General features: G+C 57.3%; 18 protein-coding genes and 1 pseudogene. 7 read left to right on the forward strand and 12 right to left on the reverse strand.

Annotation, left to right across the window (positions count from 1 at the left end; translation table 11 throughout):
• Positions 1-1,024: 1,024 nt before the first annotated feature.
• From GGD66_RS10635 to GGD66_RS10680, 10 genes are all read right to left on the reverse strand, one after another.
• On the reverse strand, positions 1,025-2,362 hold the full coding sequence (locus GGD66_RS10635) for a glutamine synthetase (protein WP_183257644.1): 1,338 nt from the start codon (positions 2,360-2,362) through the stop codon (positions 1,025-1,027).
• Positions 2,362-3,648 (reverse strand): ATP-grasp domain-containing protein, encoded by a 1,287-nt coding sequence (locus GGD66_RS10640; protein WP_183257645.1) that lies wholly within the window; start codon positions 3,646-3,648, stop codon positions 2,362-2,364. Before GGD66_RS10640 ends, GGD66_RS10635 begins: the two co-directional genes overlap by 1 nt.
• Entirely contained in the window at positions 3,645-4,547 is a 903-nt protein-coding gene (locus GGD66_RS10645; protein WP_183257646.1) for a DMT family transporter, read from the reverse strand. Before GGD66_RS10645 ends, GGD66_RS10640 begins: the two co-directional genes overlap by 4 nt.
• A 129-nt stretch (positions 4,548-4,676) precedes the next feature.
• Entirely contained in the window at positions 4,677-5,462 is a 786-nt protein-coding gene (locus GGD66_RS10650) for a gamma-glutamyl-gamma-aminobutyrate hydrolase family protein (protein ID WP_312014102.1), read from the reverse strand.
• 29 nt (positions 5,463-5,491) lie between these two features.
• Positions 5,492-6,550: a dhydrorhizobitoxine desaturase gene (gene rtxC / locus GGD66_RS10655; protein ID WP_183257648.1), complete on the reverse strand. Its 1,059-nt coding sequence runs from the start codon at positions 6,548-6,550 to the stop codon at positions 5,492-5,494.
• A gap of 30 nt (positions 6,551-6,580) precedes the next feature.
• Positions 6,581-8,995, reverse strand: a complete 2,415-nt coding sequence (locus GGD66_RS10660) for a 2-aminoethylphosphonate--pyruvate transaminase (RefSeq protein WP_246788821.1) — start codon at positions 8,993-8,995, stop codon at positions 6,581-6,583.
• A gap of 2,282 nt (positions 8,996-11,277) precedes the next feature.
• Positions 11,278-13,161, reverse strand: a complete 1,884-nt coding sequence (gene cysN, locus GGD66_RS10665) for a sulfate adenylyltransferase subunit CysN (RefSeq protein ID WP_183257650.1) — start codon at positions 13,159-13,161, stop codon at positions 11,278-11,280.
• Complete coding sequence (gene cysD, locus GGD66_RS10670; RefSeq protein WP_183257651.1) at positions 13,161-14,060, reverse strand: sulfate adenylyltransferase subunit CysD; 900 nt, start codon at positions 14,058-14,060, stop codon at positions 13,161-13,163. Before cysD ends, cysN begins: the two co-directional genes overlap by 1 nt.
• Positions 14,061-14,339: 279 nt before the next feature.
• A complete protein-coding gene (locus GGD66_RS10675) occupies positions 14,340-15,440 on the reverse strand; it encodes a sulfotransferase (RefSeq protein ID WP_183257652.1) in 1,101 nt (366 codons plus the stop codon).
• 2,901 nt (positions 15,441-18,341) lie between these two features.
• Complete coding sequence (locus tag GGD66_RS10680; protein ID WP_183257653.1) at positions 18,342-18,653, reverse strand: hypothetical protein; 312 nt, start codon at positions 18,651-18,653, stop codon at positions 18,342-18,344.
• 64 nt (positions 18,654-18,717) lie between these two features.
• On the opposite strand from GGD66_RS10680, the gene GGD66_RS42005 reads away from it, so the two are divergent.
• Positions 18,718-18,840 (forward strand): hypothetical protein, encoded by a 123-nt coding sequence (locus GGD66_RS42005; protein WP_283814468.1) that lies wholly within the window; start codon positions 18,718-18,720, stop codon positions 18,838-18,840.
• Between the two features lie 900 nt (positions 18,841-19,740).
• Here the strand turns inward: GGD66_RS42005 and GGD66_RS10685 are convergent.
• Positions 19,741-20,229, reverse strand: a complete 489-nt coding sequence (locus GGD66_RS10685) for a hypothetical protein (RefSeq protein ID WP_183257654.1) — start codon at positions 20,227-20,229, stop codon at positions 19,741-19,743.
• A gap of 721 nt (positions 20,230-20,950) precedes the next feature.
• Positions 20,951-21,178: a hypothetical protein gene (locus tag GGD66_RS10690; RefSeq protein ID WP_183257655.1), complete on the reverse strand. Its 228-nt coding sequence runs from the start codon at positions 21,176-21,178 to the stop codon at positions 20,951-20,953.
• 846 nt (positions 21,179-22,024) lie between these two features.
• Here GGD66_RS10690 and GGD66_RS10695 point away from each other — a divergent pair.
• The 6 genes and pseudogenes from GGD66_RS10695 to fixJ all read left to right on the forward strand — a co-directional run bounded on the left by GGD66_RS10695 (position 22,025) and on the right by fixJ (position 24,993).
• The gene (locus GGD66_RS10695; RefSeq protein ID WP_183257656.1) at positions 22,025-22,351 is read left to right on the forward strand and encodes a hypothetical protein; all 327 of its coding nucleotides are present in this window, start codon (positions 22,025-22,027) and stop codon (positions 22,349-22,351) included.
• 152 nt (positions 22,352-22,503) lie between these two features.
• On the forward strand, positions 22,504-22,824 hold the full coding sequence (locus tag GGD66_RS10700) for a hypothetical protein (protein WP_183257657.1): 321 nt from the start codon (positions 22,504-22,506) through the stop codon (positions 22,822-22,824).
• Positions 22,825-23,348: 524 nt separating this feature from the next.
• A pseudogene (locus GGD66_RS41290) lies at positions 23,349-23,582 on the forward strand (PAS domain S-box protein); the annotation flags it as partial.
• 80 nt (positions 23,583-23,662) lie between these two features.
• The gene (locus GGD66_RS41295) at positions 23,663-23,971 is read left to right on the forward strand and encodes a hypothetical protein (protein ID WP_246788880.1); all 309 of its coding nucleotides are present in this window, start codon (positions 23,663-23,665) and stop codon (positions 23,969-23,971) included.
• A gap of 29 nt (positions 23,972-24,000) precedes the next feature.
• Complete coding sequence (locus GGD66_RS41300; RefSeq protein ID WP_246788881.1) at positions 24,001-24,378, forward strand: hypothetical protein; 378 nt, start codon at positions 24,001-24,003, stop codon at positions 24,376-24,378.
• Between the two features lie 9 nt (positions 24,379-24,387).
• On the forward strand, positions 24,388-24,993 hold the full coding sequence (fixJ, locus tag GGD66_RS10710) for a response regulator FixJ (protein ID WP_183257658.1): 606 nt from the start codon (positions 24,388-24,390) through the stop codon (positions 24,991-24,993).
• Positions 24,994-25,790: the final 797 nt, after the last annotated feature.

Below are 25,790 nucleotides of genomic sequence, written 5' to 3' on the forward strand. Positions count from 1 at the left end.
ACTCAGCGCCTGACGTATCGAAAGCGCTGTCAAGGTGGTTTCCAATAATGGACAGCATCTCCTGGCTGCCTTGGACGGCTTGAGCGTCGATCTACAGGATGCATGCACATGATCCGAGGCTAGCGGCATGGGCCTGAACACGACCTCGGTCCGGATCAAGGTGACCTCTCAAGGATGTGAAACCGGAGGTGACGCGGCGGCTCTTCAATATCGTTCAGGGGATCGGCGCGAAGACGATCCATTATTTCTATGACTTCGGTGACAGCTGAGACCAAGTGATCAAACTCGAAAAATGGTTCGACATCACGACGATAGAGGGACTTCCCTCCTGCTCAAGGACGTCGGCGGTGCGCCCGGCTATGCCGAATACCTCGACGCCAGCGGCGACCCTACTCATCTGGAATATGAAAATATGCGCCTCCGGGGCCCGCACAGTTCGATCCCAACCTCGTCGCCCCGAGGATGCTCGAGGCCGGCGCCAGCGCATTGTTCAAAATTTGGAAGCCGCGGCGTCGCGGCACGCGGCTCAAATAGATGTCGAGCGTCAATCATCAAAAGGGTCGCAGAGCTACGCTTACAGTCCGCTTACCGGTCTGGTAAGCTAAGTCGGCAATGAAGAGGCGAGGAACTTCAGCTCGTTCACTCAGCCGGAGTGAGTATCTGGCTGACGGACCGCAGCGTTTGTCTTGCCGCTTTGGGACCAACCGAGGCAAGCGCGCGCAACTCGACGGCTTGCGAGGGATAGCTGCCAACCGGGCGCATGCTTGAGCTCCACCATCTGCTTGGCGATGTAAAGCTTACGAGAAGGACCGGACGTTAGATATAATCTAGCATCCCAACGGAGCAATCGCGGTTGCTGCCACAGAGCAGATAACAGCAGACCTCCTCAACGTTCCCGAGGTCCTCACTTAACGAGTAACGCACATTTGCTCTGTATGAAGTCCAACATCAGCGGGACAGGCAGCCGCAATAGTGTGGCCGGCAAGCCAGAGGAATGAAGTTCAGAACTGTCGAAGAGCTCAAGCTAAATGATCTCGAAGTATCTCCGACGTTCAAAGTCGGTGACCCGATGTTGAACGGCTTCCCACTCCCAACGGCGCGAGCAAGAAAACGCTTCAACAAACCTTTCTCCGAAGACATCACTTGCCGCCGCAGACTCTGCGAACCGAGAAGTTGCCTCTGATAGGCTTTGAGGCAGTCTCGCGGACGGCCGACACATTTCCGCGCTTGCATCACCGACGATCGAAGCCGGCAGTGCCGGACCTGTCTCGACACCCAATATTCCCGAACCAATCGCACTTGCGAGCGCGAGATATGGGTTTAGGTCTGCGCCAGGCAGCCTATACTCCAGGCGATGGGCAGATGGCTCTCCCGGAATGGCGCGAATTGCGCAGGAGCGGTTGTCAACTCCCCAGCTTGGACAAATTGGTGCCCAGCAGCCAGGTACCAATCTCTTGTAGCTGTTGAAGTTCGGCGCAGCGAGCACACAGAACTCATTCATGTATTCTAGTTGTCCGGCGATGAATTGCCTCATAAGCTTCGAGACGTTGCCGAACGCATCACTGTCGTAAAACGCATTCTGACTATCCGAGGACATCGAGATGTGAATATGCCCGGACTGGCCGGGCCATTCCTCGGAAACCTTGGCCATAAATGTAGCCATCATGCCTCGCGTTTGCGCCCAGGCCTTTATCATCGACTTGAATATGGTTGCTCGATCGGCAGCTTCCAGCGCATCACAATGACGAAGTGACGCTTCGACCACGCCAGGTCCCGTTTCAAAGTGCAGTCCGTTGAGAGGTATTCTAGCCTTCTCACAAAGCGCCAAGATCTCATCAAACAGCTCATGTTGCGCGACAGAGCGCGCAATCGAGTAGCCGAACGGGCCGCGAGTTAAAGGAACCCACTCGCCGAACGGCTTTTCTTCAATCGTGTCTGCGTTCTCCTTAAACAGCATGAATTCAAATTCGAACCCGGCAGTGCAGTCGTATCCGTGTTCAGCAGCCCTTCGCAGGACCCTACGCAGAATACCGCGCGGGCAGATGTTCTCATGTGAGCCGGTGAACTCCGCGAGGTAGAGATGTTGATCGCCGAGAAGAGACACCGAACGGCCGGTGCCTGACAGAATACGAAGGTCAGCATCTCCGAACGCTGATAGCGGCTTTTGCGTGAAACTGGCCGGAATGACCCGATCCGAACAATCCCACGCCAGCACCGCTTCAGAGAACTTGATAACTTTATCTCCATCTGAGAGATCTTCACCTAAGACGTGTTTGCCTCGCAGAACGCCATCGAAGTCGCTTACGCCGACCATCGCCGCGCGGGCTGGATTCGCTTTGGTCAACCTGGGATCAGTTGGCATTAATCGCCATCCTGCGTCACTAAATCGAACACCTGGTCCATCCGCATTGCTCGCAACTTGCGATAGTCATTCTCAAGCTGATTCAAGTCGCTATTCACGAGATAAACGATGCCGGGTGTCGACACCAAGTCGATCGTGGGAACCAGCTCTTGACCAATCGGAACGAATGCAATGGCATCCGCGAAGCTCGGAAGCTTGCGGATTGCTTCGAGTCCCGGGTAACCTGCAACGACACCGCCCATATCTGAGATCAGCGAGACGCAAAGTGCGTGAGCCTGCCGCTTGTAGGGCCCGCGCAGCCTCATATATTCACCAAAGCCCTTGGGATCTGCGTAGCGCCAGGCCGTCAGCGTCATATGGTTGTGCCCCAGCGCCATCGTTCGTGCTTTTGCCGACATGGTCCCTTGAAGCCTCGCTCCGAAGTCCACCAGAACCGGTCCCCGATTATCGACGATGATCTCAGCATGAGCCGGTCCGTCGACGATCTGTAGTGCCTGCAACGCACGCACCAAGTAGTCGGACAGTTCCTGAACGATTGGTTCGCCGCCCTCCAACAATCTCTCAAGCGAGCAGACCGATGATGCCCTCTCAACAGGAACCGTGTCATAGGTCCAGGCCTCCGTAACGAAGGCTTCCTCGTCGATCGAGACGGCATTTACGGTGTATTGCTGGCCGTTTATTTTTTCTTGCCCAAGGGCAAAACGATTCAACGCTCCGACACGGTTCGTCTTCCCGACAATTGCGCTTAGAGCCCGCTGAATATCAGCATCTGTCGAGCAAAAGAACACATCCTCGGTACCCGTACTGTTCAGAGGCTTGATCACGATCTGATCGAACTTCGCTTCGCGCTTCCAGCTCGCGATCTCTACAGGACTGTCGGACACGATTTGTCTGATCGATCGCACGCCTGCAGAGGTCAGCGCGCAAGACAATCGCGCTTTGTCACGCCGAGCAGCGGATAGCGCGGTCCCATTTGATGGTAAACCCAGCCGCTCCGACAAAGAATCGGCGAGTTCAACTCCGGTCTCGCACCCCGCGATAACGAACTCCAATTCCCGGCCATGGAGAGCCTGAAGATGATATTCAACGATGTCGTCATACCCCATGCGCTCGCTAGGGCGAATGACCTCACCATACAGGTCCGCATTGAAATGCGATTGGAATATGGGTGGAATCTGTGCAGCCGACATCACATGCACCGTTCCAATTCCATAGCGCTTGAATTCTTCCGGTAGGTATCTGCCGGTAGAGTATGCGTCTACGATTACACAATTCCGTTCTTTCATGCGGATCTCCGATACTGCAAGTAGATGTTGCCGACAGCAACAGCCGTAATGAGAACATTTCCAATGAACGTATGTGACGAAGGCACGATGCGAGAATCGAAGTACTGGAACAGGAAGGTGATGATAGGGGCGGTGGACAGGACCATGTTGACGGTGAAGGGCTCTACGCGCCGAATGCCCTGCTGGATCAAGAGCAAAGGAACAATGATCGTCGACAGCCCAATTGCTGCGATCGCAAACCAATGCTGCGAGATCTCAGGCACGATAGATGAATGATCGACCAGTCCCAGCAGCAAGAGAATCGTTCCATAAAAGCGATGCGCCAGGACTTGTCGGCCAGAAAACCCACGTTCGAAGAGCAGTTTGACAAGTATATTTGTAAGGGCCAGCGATAGGCCGGCCACGATGGCCAAGACGATGCCAAAGGACGATCGAGCCCCCCACTCCACGCCTGCGTTGCCGCTTGCCGAGATCCAAATCATGTAACTCCCGATCGTGGCGATCGTAACGCTCACGACAATATCGGATGCTGGAGGGGCACTCTGGTGCCTGATCAGTGCGTTTAACCACACTGTTGCGGTGGGCCCCAGCGCCACCATGAAGGCGACGACGATCGCGGGTTCAGCGTATTTCAGTCCGATAAATAGGCCGATCCAGCTGATTGCTGTCACGACATTGAGCGCAACGAAGACCAGGAGCGACCATTTCGCCACCGTTGCCTCGCCTCGCCCGTGGCGAGCCAGGAGATTGAACATCAGACAAACAACAGCGAAGGACAGCAGGAGCGCGACGAACACATCCGCTTGCTGAAAATACGATGCCGCATAAACCTCGCCTGCCGCGCTCACGACGACATAAAGCGCCACAAAGAAAACTCCCAGAGCGAAGCGATTCGTCAATCGCCCAGTCTTCCTGTGCCCGCGAGGGGGCGCACGGCCCTCGCAGGACCGGACGCGTGCATCGGCTCCGGGTGACTGTCCTTTCGCCGTGCACGGACCACGTTTGGTTTGCAATGTCACAACCCGCCCCTAGTTCTTCTTAGTTCGGTAGTACCCAACACACGCCTCTCCAAATGCCTTGAACAGTTGCTTGCTGAGGAGATCGGTTGAGACGTGCCATTCGGGGTGCCATTGCACACCGATTTGCAGGGTCGGGGCGCCAATGACCGAAGCCGCCTCGACCAAACCGTCAGGCGCCCACGCCTCCCGCCTCAGCGCCGGGGCAAGCGCCTCGATCCCTTGATTGTGCAGCGAGTTGACTTGCGCTTCGATCATCCGCGCGATTGGAAAGAGCGCGCCATCGGAAGATATCCTGACGCTGTGCGCGGCGTCGTACTGACGGTCTCTTGGACGATCTGGCTTCTCGGCGTGCATCGCGCCGCTTTCCGGCCTCCACTCCGCAAGCGATGAGCGGAGCGTGCCGCCGAAATAGACGTTGAGCTCCTGAAGCCCACGGCAGATGCCCAGAATAGGCATTCCGAGCGCGATGGCGCTCTCTATAGTTTGGGCAGAGAGCCTGTCCCGCGGACGGTCAAGAATCCCAACCTCAACGTCCTGCCGATCAGCCTCCGTCAAGGACGCAGGGGCTCTCAGGACGGCGGGGTCGATGTTCGATTCATCACCAGTCAACACCAAGCCGTCGACCCGGCGCATGATCGCCGGGGCGAGCTCCTCCCTCGCATCTTCGGCGTCGACCGTCGGCAACATGACGCAAGCCACTCCCGCATGACGATGGAGCGCCTGCAAGTACTTGCGCCGCAACCAGTCGCGATGCACACCATCGACGATGAGACGATTCGAAGTGACGCCGACCACGGCTCGGGTGCTCTCTGGCCGTAGCAACGTCACGCGCCATGCCCTCGCGTGCGAACCTCGGCAACGGACTGCTCATACAAGCGTCGATTTCGCTCTTTTAACTGAGCTATGACGCTAGGTTGACCTTGAGGTCCCTTGACAAAGAGCCCGCCCCAGGTCGCCGCGACCTTCGCGTAATTCGGATCCTGCATTCGGATTTTCTGAGCTTTGCGCAACAGCCAAAACGGGATACCCGGCGAAAGGTGATGCTCAAGGTGGTACTCATCCAGATTCTGTCCGAGGACGGCCCGCTCGAGGAAATTTCCTTTCCGATTCCTGGTGAGATAGACGTTCTGCGTCTCGGTTTCGCACATAGGTGAGTGCTCGGCTAGCTCGATAAACCAGCCGAGGACCTGGAACGTGGTGAGATAGGGCACGATCCAAAACAGGACGACGATATGGAGCAGCCCAACAGCATATGACCCAGCCAGGATGCTGATCCAGAAGAGATAGAAGCCATACTTGTCGATAAGTATGCCTGAGCGACTCAGATCCTCGGCCTCTGTGATCGAAAATCGATTGGTCCAAAGATACTTCAGATACGCTACTGTCGCGCCGCCGAAGATCGGCTTCCAGATCATGTTGAAAGCGTACCGCTCCGGAGGCAGCACGTCGTAGACGCCGCTGGCCAGGAAGAACTTCAGGTCGGGATCCTTGTCCGGGTCTCCGAGATAGGGATGATGCAAATAGACGTGCGAGATCCGGTATGCCCAGTGGCGCTGGAACAAGGGATAGGAGGCGAACAGAATGCCCAAGACATAGTTCCAGGTCGTGTTCTTCGCGAGCGTGCGGTGAGCCGCATCATGAGCGATGGTTGTCAATCCGCGCTGATAGGCACCAATTAGAAGGACGGCCAGCGGGTAGAGCCACCATGAGACGGACACAGTCGCGAGCGTGCACGCGGTGATGACAGCGTAATCTTTTGCAATATAAGCGGCTCCCGTTATGTTGTCGGGTCTCAGCTCGGAGAGCTGCCTATTGATTTCTCGGCTGAATTGAACGGCCTCATAGCGTGATGACCTCAATTTCCAAGCGTCTGCCTGATTCATGAGAACCTCCTCCTGATCGCTTGCAGGTTGTCAGATTGCGGAAAGCGCCTTGTCCAGATCGCGCAGGATGTCGTTGACATCTTCGATGCCGACGCAAAGCCGGATCGAGCCGCCAAATATGCCGGCGGCTTCGCGCTTTTCCCGCGGGACCGTGGTGTGGGTCGTCGAGACAGGATGGGTCACGAGCGTGCGGGCATCGCCTACATTCGAAACGTGATACATCAAGTCGACGTTCTGGATGAACTTGCGCCCAGCATGTTCGTCCTCCACTTCGAACATGACCATCGCCCCGTGTCCGTATGCGGCATTGAGTGTCTGTTCGACGGTTTCGCGATCGGCGCCTTCAAAGAGCCCCGGGTAGAAGACACGGCGCACTTTAGGATGCTCCTTGAGAACGTCGGCCACGATCCTGGCATTCGCGCAGTGCTGCTTCATGCGAAGTGGCAGCGTTTCAAGCCCTTGGATCAGTTGAAAGCTCGCAAACGGGGCGATGGCCGCGCCGGTATCACGCAGCCAGGTCATGCGAGCCTTGAGAAGAAACTCGCTCTTTCCAAGATCGTCGACATCGCGCACCGCGTTGTGCCAAACAATTCCGCCATGCGCATCGTCGGGACGGTTGAACAAGGGAAAGCGAGAGGCTCCGCGGTAGCTAAACTCGCCGTTGTCAACGATCAGTCCACCAAGCGTCGTGCCGTGACCGCATATATATTTTGTTGCGGAGTACGTCGTAATCGCAGCGCCGAGATCTGACGGCCGGCATACCAGTGGCGTCGTCGTATTGTCCACGACCAAAGGCACGCCGTATTTTCGGCCGATCTCGGCCAGCTGTTTGACCGGGAACGGAATCAGACAAGGATTCGAAATCACCTCCCCGAACAAGCATATCGTGCGATCATCAATGGCACGTTCGAACGTCTCGGGTTTTCGCGGATCGGCCGTCCTCACGCTGATTCCAAGACGCTTCAATGTGTTGTGGAGCAGGTTCCAGGTATTGCCATATAGATACGGAGAGGCGACGACATTGTCCCCCACTTCGCCACTTGACAGGTTGACTATAGCAAGGAACGTCGCTGCTTGACCTGACGCAACGGCGAGCGAGTCGCGTCCCATATCGACGGCTGCGTAGCGCCTTTCCAGCGCGCGGGTCGTTGGATTGATGATCCTTGTGTAGGTGAACCCATCGGCCTTGACGTTGTAGACGTCGGCAATGTGGTTTAGATCGCCATCGAGTTCATAAGCTGTATTCTGGTAAATCGGCACTGCGACGGCTTTCGTCGCTACGTCTCGTCGATAGCCCGCATGCAGAACAGCAGTCTCGGCCGAAAACGGCCGCTGCGGGTCCCCAGCCGCTCGCGCTGCCGGCATCGTTACGCGAGCCCCGCATGTCTCTTGGACCGACATCGGCACCGCTGACCGAGCCTGACCGGACCGGAAATATGTACGAAAAGCGCAGCCCAACTGCTCGATCCAGCTGGTTTGGATTTCCCCAATGCAACCGACGCGGAAACTCCGCGTCGGAAGATGCAGCTTCGAGTAGACGTAAAGGTTATGGGCCGCCAAGTGGCGATACAGCCCATCGAATCCTGCTTGGTCCACCATTCCGGACGGCGCACTGAACGCGACGCAGACCGGCGACTGCAACTCCGCGGACAGCAGCGGAGACACCAGTCCTTCGAGTTCTTTGACGAGATCGTTCCTGACCTTCTCATACCTGGAGCGCCTGGCATCAATGCCCTCCTCGTGCAGAATCTCCAAGGCCTTTGCCGTTGCCTGAACGATGTGGGTGGGAGGGGTCGATCGCCACTCACCGGTGCGCTCGAGCGAGAGCCATTGATCTCTCACGTCGAGCACAAACGACCTCGGTTCTTGAACCGCATTCTCCAGCAGCTCGCGAGAAGCGATGACAAACGCTACTCCCGGCGGCCCTTCTATGCACTTGTTGCTCGAGGTGACCAGGACGTCAGCTCCACGCTGGCTCAGATCGATATTAAGGGCGCCGAAAGAACTCATCCCATCGACGATGGTCTTTACGCCACGTCGCCTCGCCTCCTCCACGATCGCGTCCAGCGGATTGACGATTCCGGTTGTCGTCTCACAATGCACGAAACATAGGTGCGTAACGCCAGGATTTCGGCTCAGATGCTCGCCAATTTCTTGAGGATTCAAAGGATCGGTCGCTCGCTTGACAAGCTTCAGTGCCTCGACGCCCCACAGCCGCAAAATTTTTAGAATGCGCTCACCATAAATGCCGTTTATGCAAACGAGCGGCCTGTCGGCTCGGGACACAAATGAAGAGAGAGCGGCTTCCATTGCAAAAGAGCCGCCTCCCTGAATAGGCACCACCGAATAGCCTTCAGCATTTCCAAGCAAGCTGAGCATCAGCCGCCTCATGCAGGCGGTCACTTCCTTGAACTCGCAATCGCGCGATGCGAGATCAAGCTGCATCTGACTCCTGACTGCCAGCGATAACGACAATGGACCAGGCGTCAGCAAAGAGCGCTGTCTTGTCAAGACATTCCTCCTCAAGTTGTAGTTGTCAATGGATATGGAGAACGCCGAGCCACCAGGGAGCCTCTGACAAGCCTCGACTTCCTCCGGTCAACAGCTTCGGGGCAAGCGCCATAAATCGCGGGGGCGTTTAGGGTCGGCGCCCGAAACACCTGCCGGATAGCAACCTCCATATCTCATCGCAGATACGGAGCGATCCCTCATAAAGCTCATCGCCGGTGCCATTCACACCTCCTAGAAATTGGCTTTGGGAGAGCGCGCTCGAACGCAAGTGGCGCCGACGGGCGCTCTCATCCCAACCATCACACAGGCGCAGAATTGAGCGCCGTCGGCTTCTTGCGTCGCGAAGCAGCAGGTCCGGCGACCGACTTACGCGGTGAACCTTCTTTTCAGGCACACTTCACGTTAGGAGAACGATGCAGTCGGATGTCATCGCGCCCGGATGCAGATCAAGCCACGGCACACTTGATGATCGTCGTCGGCAGGGAGTCTGATGCGTGGGTTTGAGACTTGATGCATTCGCATTCCGTCGCTCGTTGGAGGGTTTGGGACGCCGATGACTGTCGTTGTCCATTTCGAGATCGTACAACTTGACGTTAGGGGCGTTTCAACCCTCTCGCGGGATTTTCTCACGTGAATTTTTCCTGACGCACTCCATCTGGCGGCGACAAGCCGACGTAGGCAGCAAAGTGCGGAGATTCACAGCGAGGCAGAATAGTTTGAGAGTTCGACGTCAGGACCGTCGGCATTCCGCCTGCAAGCACGATACCTGCAGGTAAGTGATGGCCCAATCTGCCCGGCACGTACGATCCTCGCCATACCCACAGCTGGAGTACGTGCTCTTCGCCGTGCCGGCGAGATTCCCGTGGATGGTGGTGCCTGGAAAGTGTACGCCCTCGTCGCAGATGACTGCCAGTATCACGTCGTTGCACTTGAATGGAGCGGCCTTGGCAGGCTGTGGCCGAGCCCGGCTTGAAGACAATTGGGCGACCTTGGATCGCTGGCCGTTTAGCGACGATCAGCTCGACACCTTTCGGCGAGTCGCCGTGAAGCAGAACATGTCATTCCTGCTCTGGTAGGACTACATCGAGCCGACTCCAGATGAGTGGCATGTGTCCTCTCTGCGAGCAATCGCTAGGCTAGTAGCATCTCTCGGTTCTGTAAGCCGCTTCGCGGCGAGAACGTCTTACGGATCAATCATCGGCTTTGTGAGCGTGCCGCGGTCGACGGTCGGTTTAACGCGTGAGGCCCAGGGTGAGCCGGAGTTCCATCGCGCCGCGGCACTCAATGAGCGCCAGTACCTCGGCCGTGAGGCGCTCTGGTTGGACGGATCGCACCTCCGACCCTTCTGCTCGCGTGTCTCTGCAGCGCCTGCTCGTTCATGGCGAGCTCGCGTTCGACGCGATCTACCGCGTGGTCGAATAGGTTGACGGTTGACCTGAGCGGATCATCAAGACATCGCCCTTGTCGCTTGCCATGGATGAACTCGCTTGCCTTTTCGGCCGCGCACATCGCCGGCTTCATGGTGATCAACGGGGGCAGGCGGAACGGAGCAGAACCCGAAGCATGGCGGAGGCCCGTAGCGCAGCGCAGGACGGCCAGGGTTCGCGGCTGCTTTGTCTCGCGATACGAACGCGCGGGGCGTATTGGTCGACGAGCGGCGGGCCAAAAGGAAGCACGCTTCCAGAAAGCTGGCAGGGTCGCGACAGGAGGGAGTCGGGGCCGACTGCTAAGTTCAGATTGGTCAATATACTGAAGCAAGCGCCCGCTCGCTGGATGCGGCCAGGCTCGGAAAACCGAGGCTCGAGTTCATACTGCGCGAAAGATTGAAGCCGGCCGAGACGCTGCCTGGCTTGTTTTTATGGGAGCTCGGCGTGTCGGTGGCCGCACGCGTAGCAAGAAGCGCTAAGCGAAACTCAACCTACTGGCAGTCGGACTTCCTCTCTGGCCTTTGTCATCGCGTCGTAAATTCTGATCTGGAGCATGGGACGACGCTTCTTGAGCTCCTCCGCTCCCGCCCATGCTCCATCTCTGCTCGCGTACTCGGTCGAATTGACCATCCACTTCGAGCACGTAACCGGAAGTGGGCAGTCGAGAAGTCGGGGCGACCATCTTGTTGCTTTAGAGCGAAAAGTCCGATCGCAGGCTCGCCTGAGCCGAATCGCCTTGGCCGGGCCAGCGGGATATTGTGCGAATCGATGGTGCGATGCGAGGGACATCTAACCATCAAGAATTGAGCGCGCCATCAAGACATCCACTACCGCTTCCACTGAATGCTCTAGGGTCTGCTCCATGGTCCTGAGATGAATCTCCGGTGTTGTTGGTGCTTCGTAGCACGAATCGATCCCGGTGAAGTTCTTGATCTTGCCGGACTTCACTTTTGAATACAGGCCTTTTGGGTCTCGCCGAGCGCATTCGTCGATCGGCGTATCGACAAAGACTTCTATGAACTCTTCCTTGCCAACCAGGCCGCGCACCCTGTCCCGCTCGGCCCTAGAGGGCGAGATGAAGGAGCAGATGACGATCAAGCCGCTGTCCGCCATCAGCTTGGCAACTTCACCGACGCGCCGAATGTTCTCCACGCGGTCCGCCTCCGAGAAGCCGAGGTCCGCGTTTAATCCGTGCCGGAGGTTGTCGCCATCCAGCAGCATGGTATGCCGCGACATGCCACACAGCTTTTGATCAACCAGGTTGGCAATCGTCGTCTTTCCCGCGCCAGATAGGCCAGTGAACCAGATGACGCAAGGCTTCTGATTCTTGAGCGCGGCGCGCTGCCTCCTGTCCACGGATAGCGCTTGCCTAGCAATATTGGTGTCCCGCCGTAGCGGAAAGGCGATCATGCCGGCCCCGACCGTACGATTCGTGTAACGATCGATGAAGATAAATGATCCGGTCTTTCGATTGAGGTCGTAAGAATCGAATACTGCGGGCATTGCGGTTGCAACGTCGCAGAAGGCGATCTCGTTGAGGGAAAGCATCCCGGCTGCCAGATGCTCACAAGTGTTGACGTCGATCCGATGCCTAATTGCGGTAATGCTGCCGGTAATCGTCTGTGATCCAATCCGCAGGACGTAATTGCGTCCGGGAGCGAGCGGCTCTTGGTCCATCCAGATCACATAAGCGGCGAACTGGTCGGCGACCTTCGGTCGGTCGTCCGGTCGCGACAGAATGTCGCCACGGCCGATATCGATTTCATCTTCCAGTGTAATGGTAACCGCATCGCCGGCTTCGGCGCCGACAAGGTCGCCATCGTGGGTCACGATCCGCTTGATGCTCGTGGTCCGTCCCGACGCGGCGACAACGATCTCGTCTCCTGCCGAGATCCTCCCGGAAGCCACCGTCCCGGCATAGCCCCGAAAATCCGGGTTTGGGCGGTTCACCCATTGGACCGGAAAGCGAAAAGCCTGGCCTGAGGTGCCGGACGGGATGTCAATGCTCTCCAAATGCTCGAGCAGGCAGGGACCATGATACCAGTCGGCATGAGCGGAGCGGTCCACGACGTTGTCGCCGTAGCGGGCCGAGATCGGGATCGGAACGACCGAGGTGAAGCCGAGACCGGCGGCAAAGGCCAGATAGTCACGGGCGATCCGATCGAAGCACTCTTTGTTGTATCCGACAAGATCGATCTTGTTCACTGCCAGCACGACATGACGAATACCGAGCAGCGAACAGATAAAGGAGTGGCGGCGGGTCTGAACCATCACGCCTTTGCGGGCATCGATCAGGATGATGGCGAGCTGGGCATGCGAGGCGCCGGTAGCCATATTGCGGGTATACTGCTCGTGACCGGGAGTGTCGGCCACCATGAAGGAGCGCCGCGGCGTCGTGAAGAAGCGGTAGGCGACGTCGATCGTGATGCCCTGCTCCCGTTCGGCTTCGAGCCCGTCCACGAGCAACGCGAAATCGATGTCATTTCCGGTGCTACCGTGCTTGATGCTGTCGCGTTCCAACACCGTGAGCTGATCGTGGTAGATCATCTTGCTGTCGTGCAGTAATCGGCCGATCAGCGTCGATTTGCCGTCGTCCACCGAGCCACACGTGATGAATCGCAGCTGATCCTTTGTCCTGGCGGGGACCGCTTCCGTTCTCGGCCTTGCAAACATCAAAAATAGCCTTCCCTCTTCTTCTTCTCCATTGAAGCGGCTTCATCGGTATCAATTAGGCGTCCCTGGCGCTCCGACACAGTCGCAGTCTGCATTTCTGCGACGATGTCTTCGATCGCCATCGCATCAGATTCAATAGCCCCGCTCAAAGGATAACATCCGAGCGTGCGAAAGCGGATCATCCGCATTTCCGGCGTCTCGTCGCAGTTAAGCGGCAATCGCGTGTCGTCGATCATGATCGTCGCACCATTTCGACGCACTGTCGGTCTTTGTTTTGCGAAGTAGAGCGGAACGACCGGAATCTTCTCAAGCATGATGTATTCCCACACATCGAGCTCGGTCCAGTTTGACATCGCAAACACGCGCATGGTTTCGCCCTGGCGGATCCGTGTGTTGAACAGGCTCCAAAGCTCCGGCCGCTGGTTACGGGGATCCCATACGTGTCCGGCCGAACGGAAGGAGAGTATCCGCTCTTTTGCGCGACTCTTTTCCTCATCGCGCCGGGCTCCACCAAAAGCGGCATCAAATCCGTGGAGGTCGAGCGCCTGCTTCAGCGCATCTGTCTTCATCACCTGGGTATGGAGCGCGGAGCCGGAATCGATCGGATTGATCCCGCGCGCGATGCCGTCCTTGTTGATATGGACGATCAGGTCGAGGCCGAGCCGCTTGGCTGTCGCGTCTCGAAAGCTGATCATCTCGCGGAACTTCCAGGTCGTGTCGACGTGGAGCAGTGGGAAAGGCAATTTTGCCGGATAGAACGCCTTGATCGCAATGTGCAGCATCACGCTTGAGTCTTTTCCGATCGAGTAAAGCATGACCGGCCTTTTGAACTCGGCGACAACATCACGCATGATTTCAATCGATTCAGCCTCGAGACGGCGCAGATGTTTCGGCAGCATATATCTTCTTTTTTCGATGCAGGATCTCTGTTCTTCGCCGTTCTATGGCTCCAGCCCAGAGTGGGGAATATCCGCGGCGCAAACGGACGGCCAAGAGGCAGGCTCGTCCATGAGGTCAAGCCCAATTGGACAGCAGACTTGAAGACGCGGCAACATATCGCATTCCGCCGCTGTTGCGACCGGCTCCGGCGTCACACCTGATCGGGAGATCAGCTCGTGCGGGTTAAGGATCTTGGCTAAATCAACCAGCGTGTTTTGATCGCAAGCATTCAGATCGCCCTACGAGATATTGAGGATCTGCTCAAGCCGCGCGACCTCGCCTCGCAACATCTCGATGGCTGCGTCTCGGTTCTCCGAAACGTTCCAAGCAGTGTGGACCGGCTCTCCAGCGTGAGAGGGGCCGGATAATGCTCCGGCCTTGGTATTTCGCAAATCCCACCAGGTTCGGAATATTCGACGATAGAGTTCGGTTACCTCACTTCCCCTATCCAGCACTCCGGCTTTCTGTGCATGCAGCAGTTCCTGCTCATATCCGAGTTCCAGCAAAAGATCAGCGCCAACCAAATCAGTCACGGTCTGCATCTCTTCGACGCTCAATTGAGATTGCCATGACTTGACAGAGCTTTCGTCGACGGCGTTTCGTTCCAGGATTTTTCGATCCCCAAAGCTGCTGGATCGAAGATAATCCGCTTGTCTCATCCCGGTCGATGCGACGACCGCTGGGTCACAGCCGAGCCCCGTCAACAGACGCCGGGTTTCCTCGTCCGGATGCGCCACGAGCAGTTCGTATTGCACGAACTGTGTCTGCGGGCGAGTGCGGTGCGCGGCGAGCTTGGGAAGGCCCAGAACCAAATCGGCGAGTGAAGTTATGATGACGTCGGGCAGACGGAGCATGAGATCGGCGAGGCTGGATACGCTAACCGAATGCGAGCTTTCTGTCCGCAGCGGGATGCCCCACGTCGATTTCAGTGAAGCGGCGATGGCATACGGATTGCGCATCAGAAGGATGTGTGGCGCCTCTGGATAGACAGATTCAAGAAACTCAAGCACCGTCCAATAGCGTGGTGTCTTGTCTATGACGATGCGCTTGCCCGCTTCTGCCAGATACTGATCGTATGCTGCATCGGCAAAAGCGCGGCTGACGATCGTGCGATCTATCCGCCCCAGGAATTCGGAGGTCGCGGCCTTGATCAGTGAGCTGCCCGCCGGGTGACGCTGATCCACCCTGCCAAATGCTTCAAGCGCCAACATCAACCAGGGTTCAGGCGGAGCCACGATGTCTGGATGGTGCTGGAGCAAGTGCGCCAGGAGTGTCGTCCCGGATCGCGGAAGACCGAGGAGAAAGCACACCGCAGGCGAACGGCCAAAACGTCCGCTCATCGTTCAGACCCTCGTGCTTGAAACGCAAACCCTGTCGGCGCTCGCTCGATTGAGCGAAAAAAGCCAGTCGCGCGATCACATGGGCAACCGCATGCGTACAAAGCGTCAAAACGACAAGAATTTTGTCTGCCACTCATGACTTGAGAACCGTTCAGTTTTGATTGATCGGGCGGGATCACGGAAGCATAATCGAAATTGCCTCCTCGATTTCTCGATAGTTGAAACGAAGTCAAGCGCCACCTCAATTGCACGAAGGTTGATCGCGATATGGGAAGGTTGGGAAGAACTATACGGACGTTTGCCGAAGACTGCCCGCGGTACATGGAAGGTTATTACGTGTAGTCATAAGCTGCACGTTGCTGGGGCATTGACGCCGTAAAATGCGACATGCACCTCGCTGATGTTCGGCCTACAAGAGCGGACAGCTCGGCAAGCGCCGTAAAGACTACATCGCGGACATCTCACTTGGCGGGGCGCAGCTATCTTGTCAGCGCGTATCGATCCTGACGCAACTTTGCCGTTGGTCCGTCAAGACGCTGAGCCATAGCTCCGGCCCGCCTGTTGTGCGCAAGCCCGTCCAACAGAACTATACCAACTATTTGATTTACCTGCTCTTGCAGCACTGGCGCTCCCCTAATCGGCGCTAAGGACGGTTGTCAAGGACGGAACCTGGCTTATTATGCCGCCGGATTTACCTGATCCAGCGAGCGCGCTTGGCTGCATCTATACTGACGGAGACGACATTGTCCGGCCGTTCATGTGGGAGAGCAGATCAATCCATGCGTGTCTCGCAGAACTTGCCAGCTTTCCTGCCATGCTGGGCATCACTGGGCCACGGTGGACGATCCTGATGGCGGTGACCTATTTGGGCAGAGAAAAGGGTGTGCCGGTCAATCTAGCGTCACGATTGATGCACGTCGACCCTTCCTTCGTGACGACCCACTCAAGGCTGCTAGAGAAAAACGGTTTGCTGCGGCATAGTCCTCCGCAAAGGATGCCCGGATCCTGCAGATGTCGCTGACGGCCACAACGCGCTGCATCTCGCGACTTTGGCGCCACGACAGGCAACGCAGGATGAGCTCGGTTTGATGAAAGCGGCGTTGACCGATCAAGCGAGCGCACTGCTAAGCCTGCTACGGCGAGGCATCGCCTGGAAAGGGCCCGCTCTGGCATTAAGAAGACCAAACGCACGACCTAGAAATGGAGCTCGCTGACCATGAGTCTCCCATCCTTCGAATATGTCTTGAAGCAACGCGGTCGAAGGTGGTTGTGGTCCGTGCACAACGCGGAGGGCGCGCAGGTGATGACGGGTTCAGGACGTAACCGCTCCGCCGCGATCTATCAAGCGAACAGAGCGCTTTTTCAATTGCTGTTGAGGCGCCATATCGTCTCGGAGCTCAAGCTAGCCAACAGGCTCGGCGGCGGTCCGCTTACGCCCAAACTTTAGTCTGGCATGAGCTTCGAGGATGCCCCATTCGCGAGGTTCTTTCCATTCGGCTAAAGCGATCAGCCGATGTGTTCGGCCCAGCGCAGCCAAGACTGCCTCGCCGAAGCTGAAGAAGCTGCCGCCCGAACGGATACTAGATTCCACCCTTACGGGAGTTCGCCTGAGACTGGTCAGCTTCTCGAAAGCTAACGCATCCAGGACTCGGCGTTGTGTCATCGCATGCGTTCCGGGACCGAGTGTTTCCGGGTTTTATCTTCGAGACAGGGCTATGGCCAAGGCTATGTCTTCACTCGCGATCATACATCGCAAGCGGCCGTCGCCCCCCTTCCAAGTCTCTTGATCAAGGATGAGGAGGCGCAGGAGCGCATTCCGCGACATTGAAGGCATCCAGCACATGCGTGAAAAACTCTCTCAGCGCGGATCGGCGAAGCCAAATGTGGGACAAAATTTCTATAACAAAAGAGGGCGGCCCGCGAGCCGCCCTACCGCACCCTTAGGCAGCGTCGCTCAAAATTAACGCTGATGTCCGAGTCCGATTCCGAGATTTAAGGCCTTCTGGCGTAGCGCGCCGGCGCTGCGTTTAGTCATTTTCGCTATCTTTATGACCGGGGTCCGAGCCTTCGAATGGACTTTGAGCTCTTTGATATCTGCCTTCGTCCACTCGCGCCGCTTAACGCGTTTCTTGGTTGCTTTTTTCACGATGAATGCTCCTTCTGAGAAGGGCGCTTGTAACATAGTTTTTTCGCAGCGCGACAGTAAAAAAAAAGGACAGCATCGGAACTCGCGCCGGGTATTAGCTCGGTCATGCTTTCGGAAGACAGCGCGTCTGGACTAGTGCAGCTGTGGAATTGTAAACTTCGTACAGACGCTGTGTGTGAGAGGCTTCGTTATAATTGAACGCAGCTCCAATCGACCCCTCTCTATTCGAAGCTAAGAACGTAGACTAACATGTTCTGGAATGAGAAAGCCAATCGCGATGAACCTGAACGGCTGCATCTCGGGGAGCTTCGTGATTTGGATTAAGTCTGGAGCGATCAGACATCGAGGCCCTCTGAGACATCGTGGCGAACTTGCTATGGTCACCTTTTGACGATTAGCGCGCTCGATATCTAAACGCCAGAGACCCCATAGGGCTTGCGCGTATACTAGATCGCTCACGTCTTCGTGTCGGTCGTCCGGGCTCGGCTCAACGCGTCGGAGTGCACGAAGACATCAGCTCCTCCATTCCTTGAGTTGAATGAAGACATATCGTCCCTTGGTCGCGTTGGAGCACTTCACAGTACCAATAGCCACTGCATTATGTCCAAACTGAACTTGGGCGATCTAATCGGGTACGTGGCCATCAGCGAGGGCTTGAGCGACAAGCCGTCACGCCGATAGCCCTTGCGCGGGCTCGTGCCGGGGAGCGCTTTCTGCGCGCGCTCGTTTGTAGCTGCGAAGACACCCAGGGGCGGCTACTCATCTTCGGGTTCGTGCGCGATCTCCCGTCCAACCTGCCCCTGCATAGTGCCCAGATCTAGCAGTTCGAGCCCTTCAAGAGTCTTCCTTCCCTCGTCGGTGATAATCCAGCACCCGGCCTCTCGCTCGATCAGCCTTTGGCCAAAAATATCGAGTTGGGGCGCGCGGCTCGCGATGCGCTTCATACGCGCCGGCCACTCTGGGCCGCTGCTGTAATAGATAGCCAAATGCTGTTTAACGACTTCGATGCTCGCCCGTCCGTGCGGCTGGCCGGCAAGTATCTTCAGTATGGACAGCTGAAAACTCACGCGAGCACGCCATCGAGTCGAGGAAAAGCTCCAAAATACTTATCCTGAGGGAAGCCGCAGCGCCGTGCGCCGCTTTTCAAAAGAAACCTTGCGCCATAAGCCTGATGAAGCAGGATACCCACCTGCCGCCGACGCGGTAACCAAGGCTCTCGACGGCATCGGCGACATCCTGCCCAGAGTGTTTTGAAGTGGGTCAGCGGAGACAGCCGCGTTGGCTACGCGTGTGACGAGGTCTCAACTGCCGTCTTCGACCGATTTGAGATCAAACTACGTCGGTGGTAACCGCGCTGTTCCACATCTTGGCGAATGACATTGCTCACTGAACGCACCGCACGCTTCTTTCGCTTCCAACTGCCGGCTAACCCCGCAGGGATCGCAAACCCTCGCGGAACGACCAAAAGATCGCGTCTTCCGTTCAAATAAATATCGAACATGTCGTCCCTCGTTTGATACAAGCCTAGATCGCGGGTTCATACATTTGGTGACATCGAAGCAACAGTTGCGCTTTAAGACTCTACGCGAGTTTTCTCCGGATTTCGCCCGCACTTGAGCGTGCATGGCGCGATCCCGCTTCTCCTTCGCGCGCTCCGCATTGCCGAGAATACAGGAGCCTTCGCACGCCTTTTTTTCGCTAACAGATCCCCTCATGGGGGCGTTGTTCTCGATAAGGTAATAAGCCTTGCAGGCAACCGTTGGACCGATAACGAGCCAGTGAACTGAATTGTCCTTCAGTAGACAGAGGCCTGATCTGTGATGCGACGGACTTTTGCCGCGCGGACGGATTTGATTGAGCATTGTCTTGCGTGGCCATCTTCTTTTGTTCTGAGTTTCTCCCTGACCGCGCGATCATATCGTACTCGGGTGCTGCTGCTTCAATGTACGTGATGACGTCGCGGGCGCGATGGTGCCGCCGGACGTGAACGTGTTCACATCCCAACTTACCGCGCACTGGTCACGGAATACAGACATGGCGTTCATAGCGCGAACGCGAGATTCGCCAGCCACAAAGTGCTACGCTCCTCGGTCCAACTTGTGCCCTTGACATCTGACCATTGGCCGACATGAGGTCTATATGGCTCAACCTTCATCAGATCGACACGATAATGACCATCCGCGTTTTAGGAACATTTCCGTCCTTGTCAGGAATATGCGCCCGAGCAAGTGGAGCGCACTCACCATTTGTGTTGAGCGTCTTCATGCAATACGCCGCGCCCTTTGAGACTGCATTTACTTTATCCAGCGGCCACATCGCCATTACCGAGGCGAATTTGATCAGACCGAGTTGTAGTTCGGCAGACCTATCATCTCCGCCTGCGGTAGTCGCGCCGGCCGTTGCGGCGGCGCCAGGCTGGCGGCGAAAAGCGAGCAATACGCAGAAGGTAAACGCGGGTTCGTGTTCCCGTCGCTGCGGCAAAGCAGAAAACGTAGGCAGAAACAGCGGTACAGACATAAGGACTGCTTCACCCATGTCGTCGATTTCGAGGCGGCAATGAGGCTTGTCCTGTGTCGGCCCTCTTTGAATGCCGGCATGCTCAGGAAGCAAGATCTTCGGCGAGGAACTGTTGAGCGCAATCAATCGCGAAAGCGTAGCGGGAGGATATCCCACGGCCGAGCGCGCAGGGTCTGTTCATTGGAGCAGTCTTTGAGCGGACTTGCATGGCTTTGCCTCTCGAGGTCGGCGGCGCAGCGGACTTCGGTCTGACATAGGCCACTCACCCGCTGCAGATCGCGCAATACGTCTCCATAGCGGCAGCAAGCGCATTCTCGAAAAAACCGGCAAGTGCCAGGCGCCCGCTTAAATACTCAGGAGAGCGCGCTAGTTGAAGGGCAGATGCGGACAGATTAAGTCAGGTGCGATCGCATCGATGTGCTGCGGGCTCAAGTAAACCCGGTTCGGATGTAGGGACAGGCTCGCGCGCAAACGGCTGAGCAGATGCCTTAACCGTCAAGGGCATTAATGTGTGCAGATTGGCCAACCACGCATACCCTTTGAAACAGCCATGGCTGCCAGAGGCAGACTTGTGCTTGACATGAATCAAACAAGACGAGTTGTGGGAGCCGATCCTTCCGGATGGCCCTGCCGGTACAACGCTTGACGGAGCGCTGCAGAGCCAGTTGAGCGGCAGGCGGCAAACTCTCCAGCGAGGTCCGCTAGCTGTGAGACAACAGGGCGCTCGCCGATTTGACGCCAGCATCACCAGTTGTTCTCGAATCGACGGTCGCCGCGATCCTGTCCGGGATCACGCTTAGATTACAGATTGACCCACAATTCGCAGACTTCCCCCGCCAAAGTCAAGCTAACCAGCCCATGCCGGCGGCAATGCAGGCGGGGTTCGAAGCTCTATTACATCGGCGAAGACTGTCCAATCGCGAACACTCTTTTGCTTGCAGAAATCGCTCTCCGCCTGCTGTGCAGCAGCACTCAGCGAGGTGGCATCGACCTTGAACGCTGCCTGACAGGCACGATGTTCGTGTCCGGTATCGTCACAAACGGTCTTAATGAACCGAACATTAAATGAAGGCATGGCATCCTCTTCTTGTGGGTTTGCTTATCCACCATTCTGCCATTCGCGCCACAAGAGTATTTGATCTGCCTCAAGCAGCATCCCCAAGAGGTTGTCCGCTCCTCCATCGAGATAAGGCCGAAACTTTGGCAGCGCGGCTCGAGCTCTCCTGTTGTGCCGCAGACCACGCGACCTCTATTTGTCCAGCTTGTCGGATCGCACCCTGTGTTTTGGGCCGAGGGATAACGCCTTCTGCTCTGCTCATGCCCTGGACTGACAAAATTGAGTCGCCGACGAATCGAGCAATGTCTGACGAGACGATTGAGAGCCGCATGCGCCGTCATGCCCGAGATACCGGCTATTGATCTCTATCGATCCCATACTCAACCGCTGGCAATATGGAGACTTGAGAGGCCGCGAACTTTACACGCGATACTTGATGGTCTCACGAGGTATTGCCGCAAACGAACGTCATTGCGTCAATCACCGGGCAGAGCCATTTCTGACGCGCGCCGGCGGCCGGGACTATCGATTGCGAGACCTACGCGCACGTGTTCGTGGGCCAATGAGGCAAACCGCCCCTGCGGTCGCGACAGCAAAGCCGATGATCACGCTTGTCGCATCCAACGTTTCGATGAGCCCCGGGTTCAGGACTTCAGCGCCAAGCCTATGGCTGGGATTTGCCCGGCAAGGCCACCGATAATGCGAGGTGAGCGATCAATTGACCATCTGCTTGCCGGCTATCGCAGCATCGAGGACAAATGCTGTCGCGGCCTATTCGCGCGCGGTGCACCTCAAATCAACCCCGCTAAACGCTGGCGTGTTGCGGACCAACGCGAGGTCCTGGCGGATCGCCCGACTTGGGACATGTCGCCTGCCAACGGGGGCCTGTGCGGCTCGCTGCAGCCGCTCGAGCTCGGCCATTCTGGATACGCAGCAGCTCTTTTTGACCTGTATCAATACTGCGGCGACTGCCTACTGATAGAAGTGAGCTTCCCGTCCAAGGTCACACACATGGCAGACAGAAAGACTTGGCGTCCCATCATCTTTTCATGTCCAGATACCGGCGACCGGCTGCCGGACGTACCTGAGCCGCGTGCCGATGACCTGCATACAATAACATGCGCCGCGTGCGAAGGCGTCCACTTCATCGACCCGCAAACGGGCGCGATGATCGACGCCGAGCGCGGCTAGGCCCGTCCGAATGGAGTCAAGCGAGTTCCGGCGTCTTCCGGTTCTCGGGATGCCGCCCCGGTCACAAGGGCGCGGCCGACGTCATCACAACCCAATGCCCGACTTTGACGCCGTGGGACAAGGAGATTTCCCACCAACGAAGGATGTTCGAGATGACAGACCACGGGGACATTCGTCCCGCCGCGCGCCAGATTGCGGGAGCGGCAGTTCAGTTCAACTTCTGCAGAACGGCGGTTAATACCAGCCGCCGAGGTCTTGAGCTGATCCAGATCGATTCGACCGAAGCCCGGGAGTTGTTTCGCAGCGCCAATCCTAATATTTCGGTTGGCGAGCCGATCATGTCCCGGCACGATAGGTTCAACGGCGCCACGGCCGATAAAACCGCGGCCGCCACGCCGCCTGGGCAATATTGGGCTGAGCCTGTTCGCGCGGCGGTCCAAGCCATCTGGTCCGTAGTTCAGAAGGTCGCCTGAATTTGTCAGCCAGCAGCGATGAACACCGTCCAAGATCTACTGGCGACCTGACTTGGGAGCGGCTCGAAACGGCGCCGCCCTTTGATCGGGATCTGGAGATTGCCGTGATCGAGGGTAATACCATTCACCGGGTGGTCTTTCCTTGCCGCCGGACCTTCGGCGGCTGGATCAAGGCCAAGACCGGAGAACACGTAGCCGTGCAGCCGACGCACTGGCGCATATGGCCAGATAGCGGCGGCCATCCTGCACAATGGATTGGTGTGAGTTGAGGCGCGTTCTGCTCCGGTGGCCTCTCGTGGGAAACAATGTAGAGTCAATGGAATGAGAGGGTCTACAAGGAAACATGTCCGACCACGTCCGGAACGGCTATGGCACTGCCGCGGCACGTTTTGCCGCTTTCGTCGCGGCCGCGGCCGGGCGGACGTCGCTCCTCTGCTCTGCCTCATTACAGCGTGGCCCTTCTTGTGAAAGGTCTCATTACCGATCCCGCAAACATGATCGATCTCGCGGAATTCGCGGGCGCCATGATCGTGATAGACGAGAAGGGCATCATTCGCTCGTTCAGCGCCCCGGCAGTGCGTTTATTTGGTTGGTCTCCGGACGACGCGGTCGGAATGAATGTGTCGAGGTTGATGCCGCAGCTCTACCGCGCCGAGCATGAGCGCTACATCGAACGTTATGTGGCCAACGGCGAGCGGCCCATCATCGGCATCGGCTGCATCGTGGTCGGCGAATGGGGCGACGGCTCGACCTCCGTCGGTGAGGCCATAGCGCGCGCCGAACGGCTCTTCACCGGTTTCATCCGAAACCTCACTAAGAGCGGGCGCAGGAACGGCGGTTGCAAGATCTGCCACCTGAACTCGTGCACGTGTCGCGGCCGACTGCCATTGGTGAGATGGGATCGTCTATTGCCCATGAGGATCAACCGGCCGCTCTCCGCAATTACAAGCTACATGCGCGAACAAAGGCTCTGCTGGCACCCGACGAACCGGACGCCAACTGCATTGGTGATGCACTCGAACACGCCGCCGAAGAGGCTCTGCTCGCCAACGATATCATCAAGCGCCTGCGGAAATTCGTTGCCAGGGGCGGGCGCACTGTGGAGAGTCCGCTCACGCTCCTTGAACAAGCTGTGGCTCTGGCCTAGTTGGCCCCAAGGAGCGAGGTGTACGCGTGATGACCCGCAGCGACCGCGACATGATCGTCGACAAGATCCAGATCCAGATCCAGATCCAGATCCAGATCCAGATCCAGATCCAGAAGGTCGCGCTGGATCTGATGCGCAATGCAATCGAGGCCATGGCCTCCTGCCCGCGCCGCGAAGCTGCCAACGTCGACAGGTTTACCGTTGCCCATAAAGGCCCCGGCATCAGCGCTGATATCGCCGACCGACTGTTCCAGCCCTTTGTCGCGATTAAAAGGCATGGCATGTGTATGTGGGGGGCTATCAATCTGCCGGACGATCGTCGAGCCACATGGCGGATATATCGTCGCGGAAGCGAATCCGGGTCGCAGCCCGATACTTCAGTTCACCGCGCCATTTGCGGAGCTTAGTGAAGCGACATGATGGGGCGGCGCATTCTTGTGATCGACGATGACGCCGCAATGCGGGACTCGCTCGCATTTCTTCTTGATGTAAACGGTTTCTACGTAGCAACCTATGAGACGGCGACCGCGTTTCTTAATGACGTCGCGAGCGGTCCAGTTGATTGCATTGTGTCAGACATCCGTATGCCGGGTATGAGCGGTCTCGAACTAGTCAGTAAAGTGAAGGCCAATCGCGTCAACTGCCCCGTCGTTTTGATAACTGGTCATGGCGACGTATCGCTCGCAGTCGAAGCGATGAAAGCGGGTGCGGTCGACTTCATCGAGAAGCCATTCGTGGAGGACGTGCTATTGCGTGCGATCAATAGTGCTTTGGAAGCGCGGCCGACGAACCCAGCCGGTGACGCAGCGAAACTGCAGGCGGAAGCCCGCCTCGCTGGCCTCTCGTCGCGCGAGCGTGACGTCCTGCAGGGACTATTAGCCGGCAAGATTAACAAGATGATCGCCCATGATCTCGGCATCAGTCCCCGGACAGTCGAGGTTTACCGTGCAAACCTCATGGCCAAGACCAATGCCCGCAGCATGTCTGAGTTGATGCGGATCGCCATTACTGCGGGACTCTAGCACCAGCGCAAATGGCGCGAATAGCTTATTCATGCATCCAAGCTGCGCAATCCAGACGGCGAAAGGAGGGTTTTCAGGCGTACCGCGCCGAGCGGATCATGTTTTCGGTGACGGCTACCGATGCAACACACGCTGCTGGTTTCTTGAATCACGACGGCACATGAAGCAGATCAACTACGTCCGCCCAAATTTGTGCTCCGATGGACAGCAGGTCTGTCACCCCCGAGAACGGCATAGTTCGGCAATATACTGGTCCATCCGCCAACGGAGCCCCGGTGAGGGCTGCCGTGAACGGTTCGACTTCCATCGCATTGAGCACAAGTGCGCATCTTGACGCTGTGGCAATCGGCTACGAGAGGACATCATTCGCTCATTGCGCCCGGCTGGGCGATAGTCACTTCGGTCTTCGAAATTCAAACGCTCGCGTGCTTTGGAGCGAGCCGAAGCGGCAGTGCGGGCACGGAACGCCGGCATACCAGCGCGCTGAGTGCGATTCCGGCCTAGGCGCGCCGCCCTAACCATCGTCACACACCATTAAGGGGCCACGACAGCGGATCGCATGATCATCAAGCGCGTCGACCACGTCGGCCAGCGTAAATCGATCGGGATGCGGTCAATATCCGCCCGGTCACTTCCGCGGCCGACCGATGCTGACGGGGATCAGAGCCAAGGCCCCCGAACAAGACTTCCTGCGGCGAGCCGAAAGTGGCGGTGGACACAACCATTCGGCTGGCTGGAGCTCTTCACGGGTGCGGCCGTGCGCTTCCGACTGTTTCCATGGACGCGGCCGCGGAAGC

Origin of the sequence: Bradyrhizobium sp. CIR48 (assembly GCF_014198315.1) — a bacterium.
Lineage (GTDB): Bacteria > Pseudomonadota > Alphaproteobacteria > Rhizobiales > Xanthobacteraceae > Bradyrhizobium.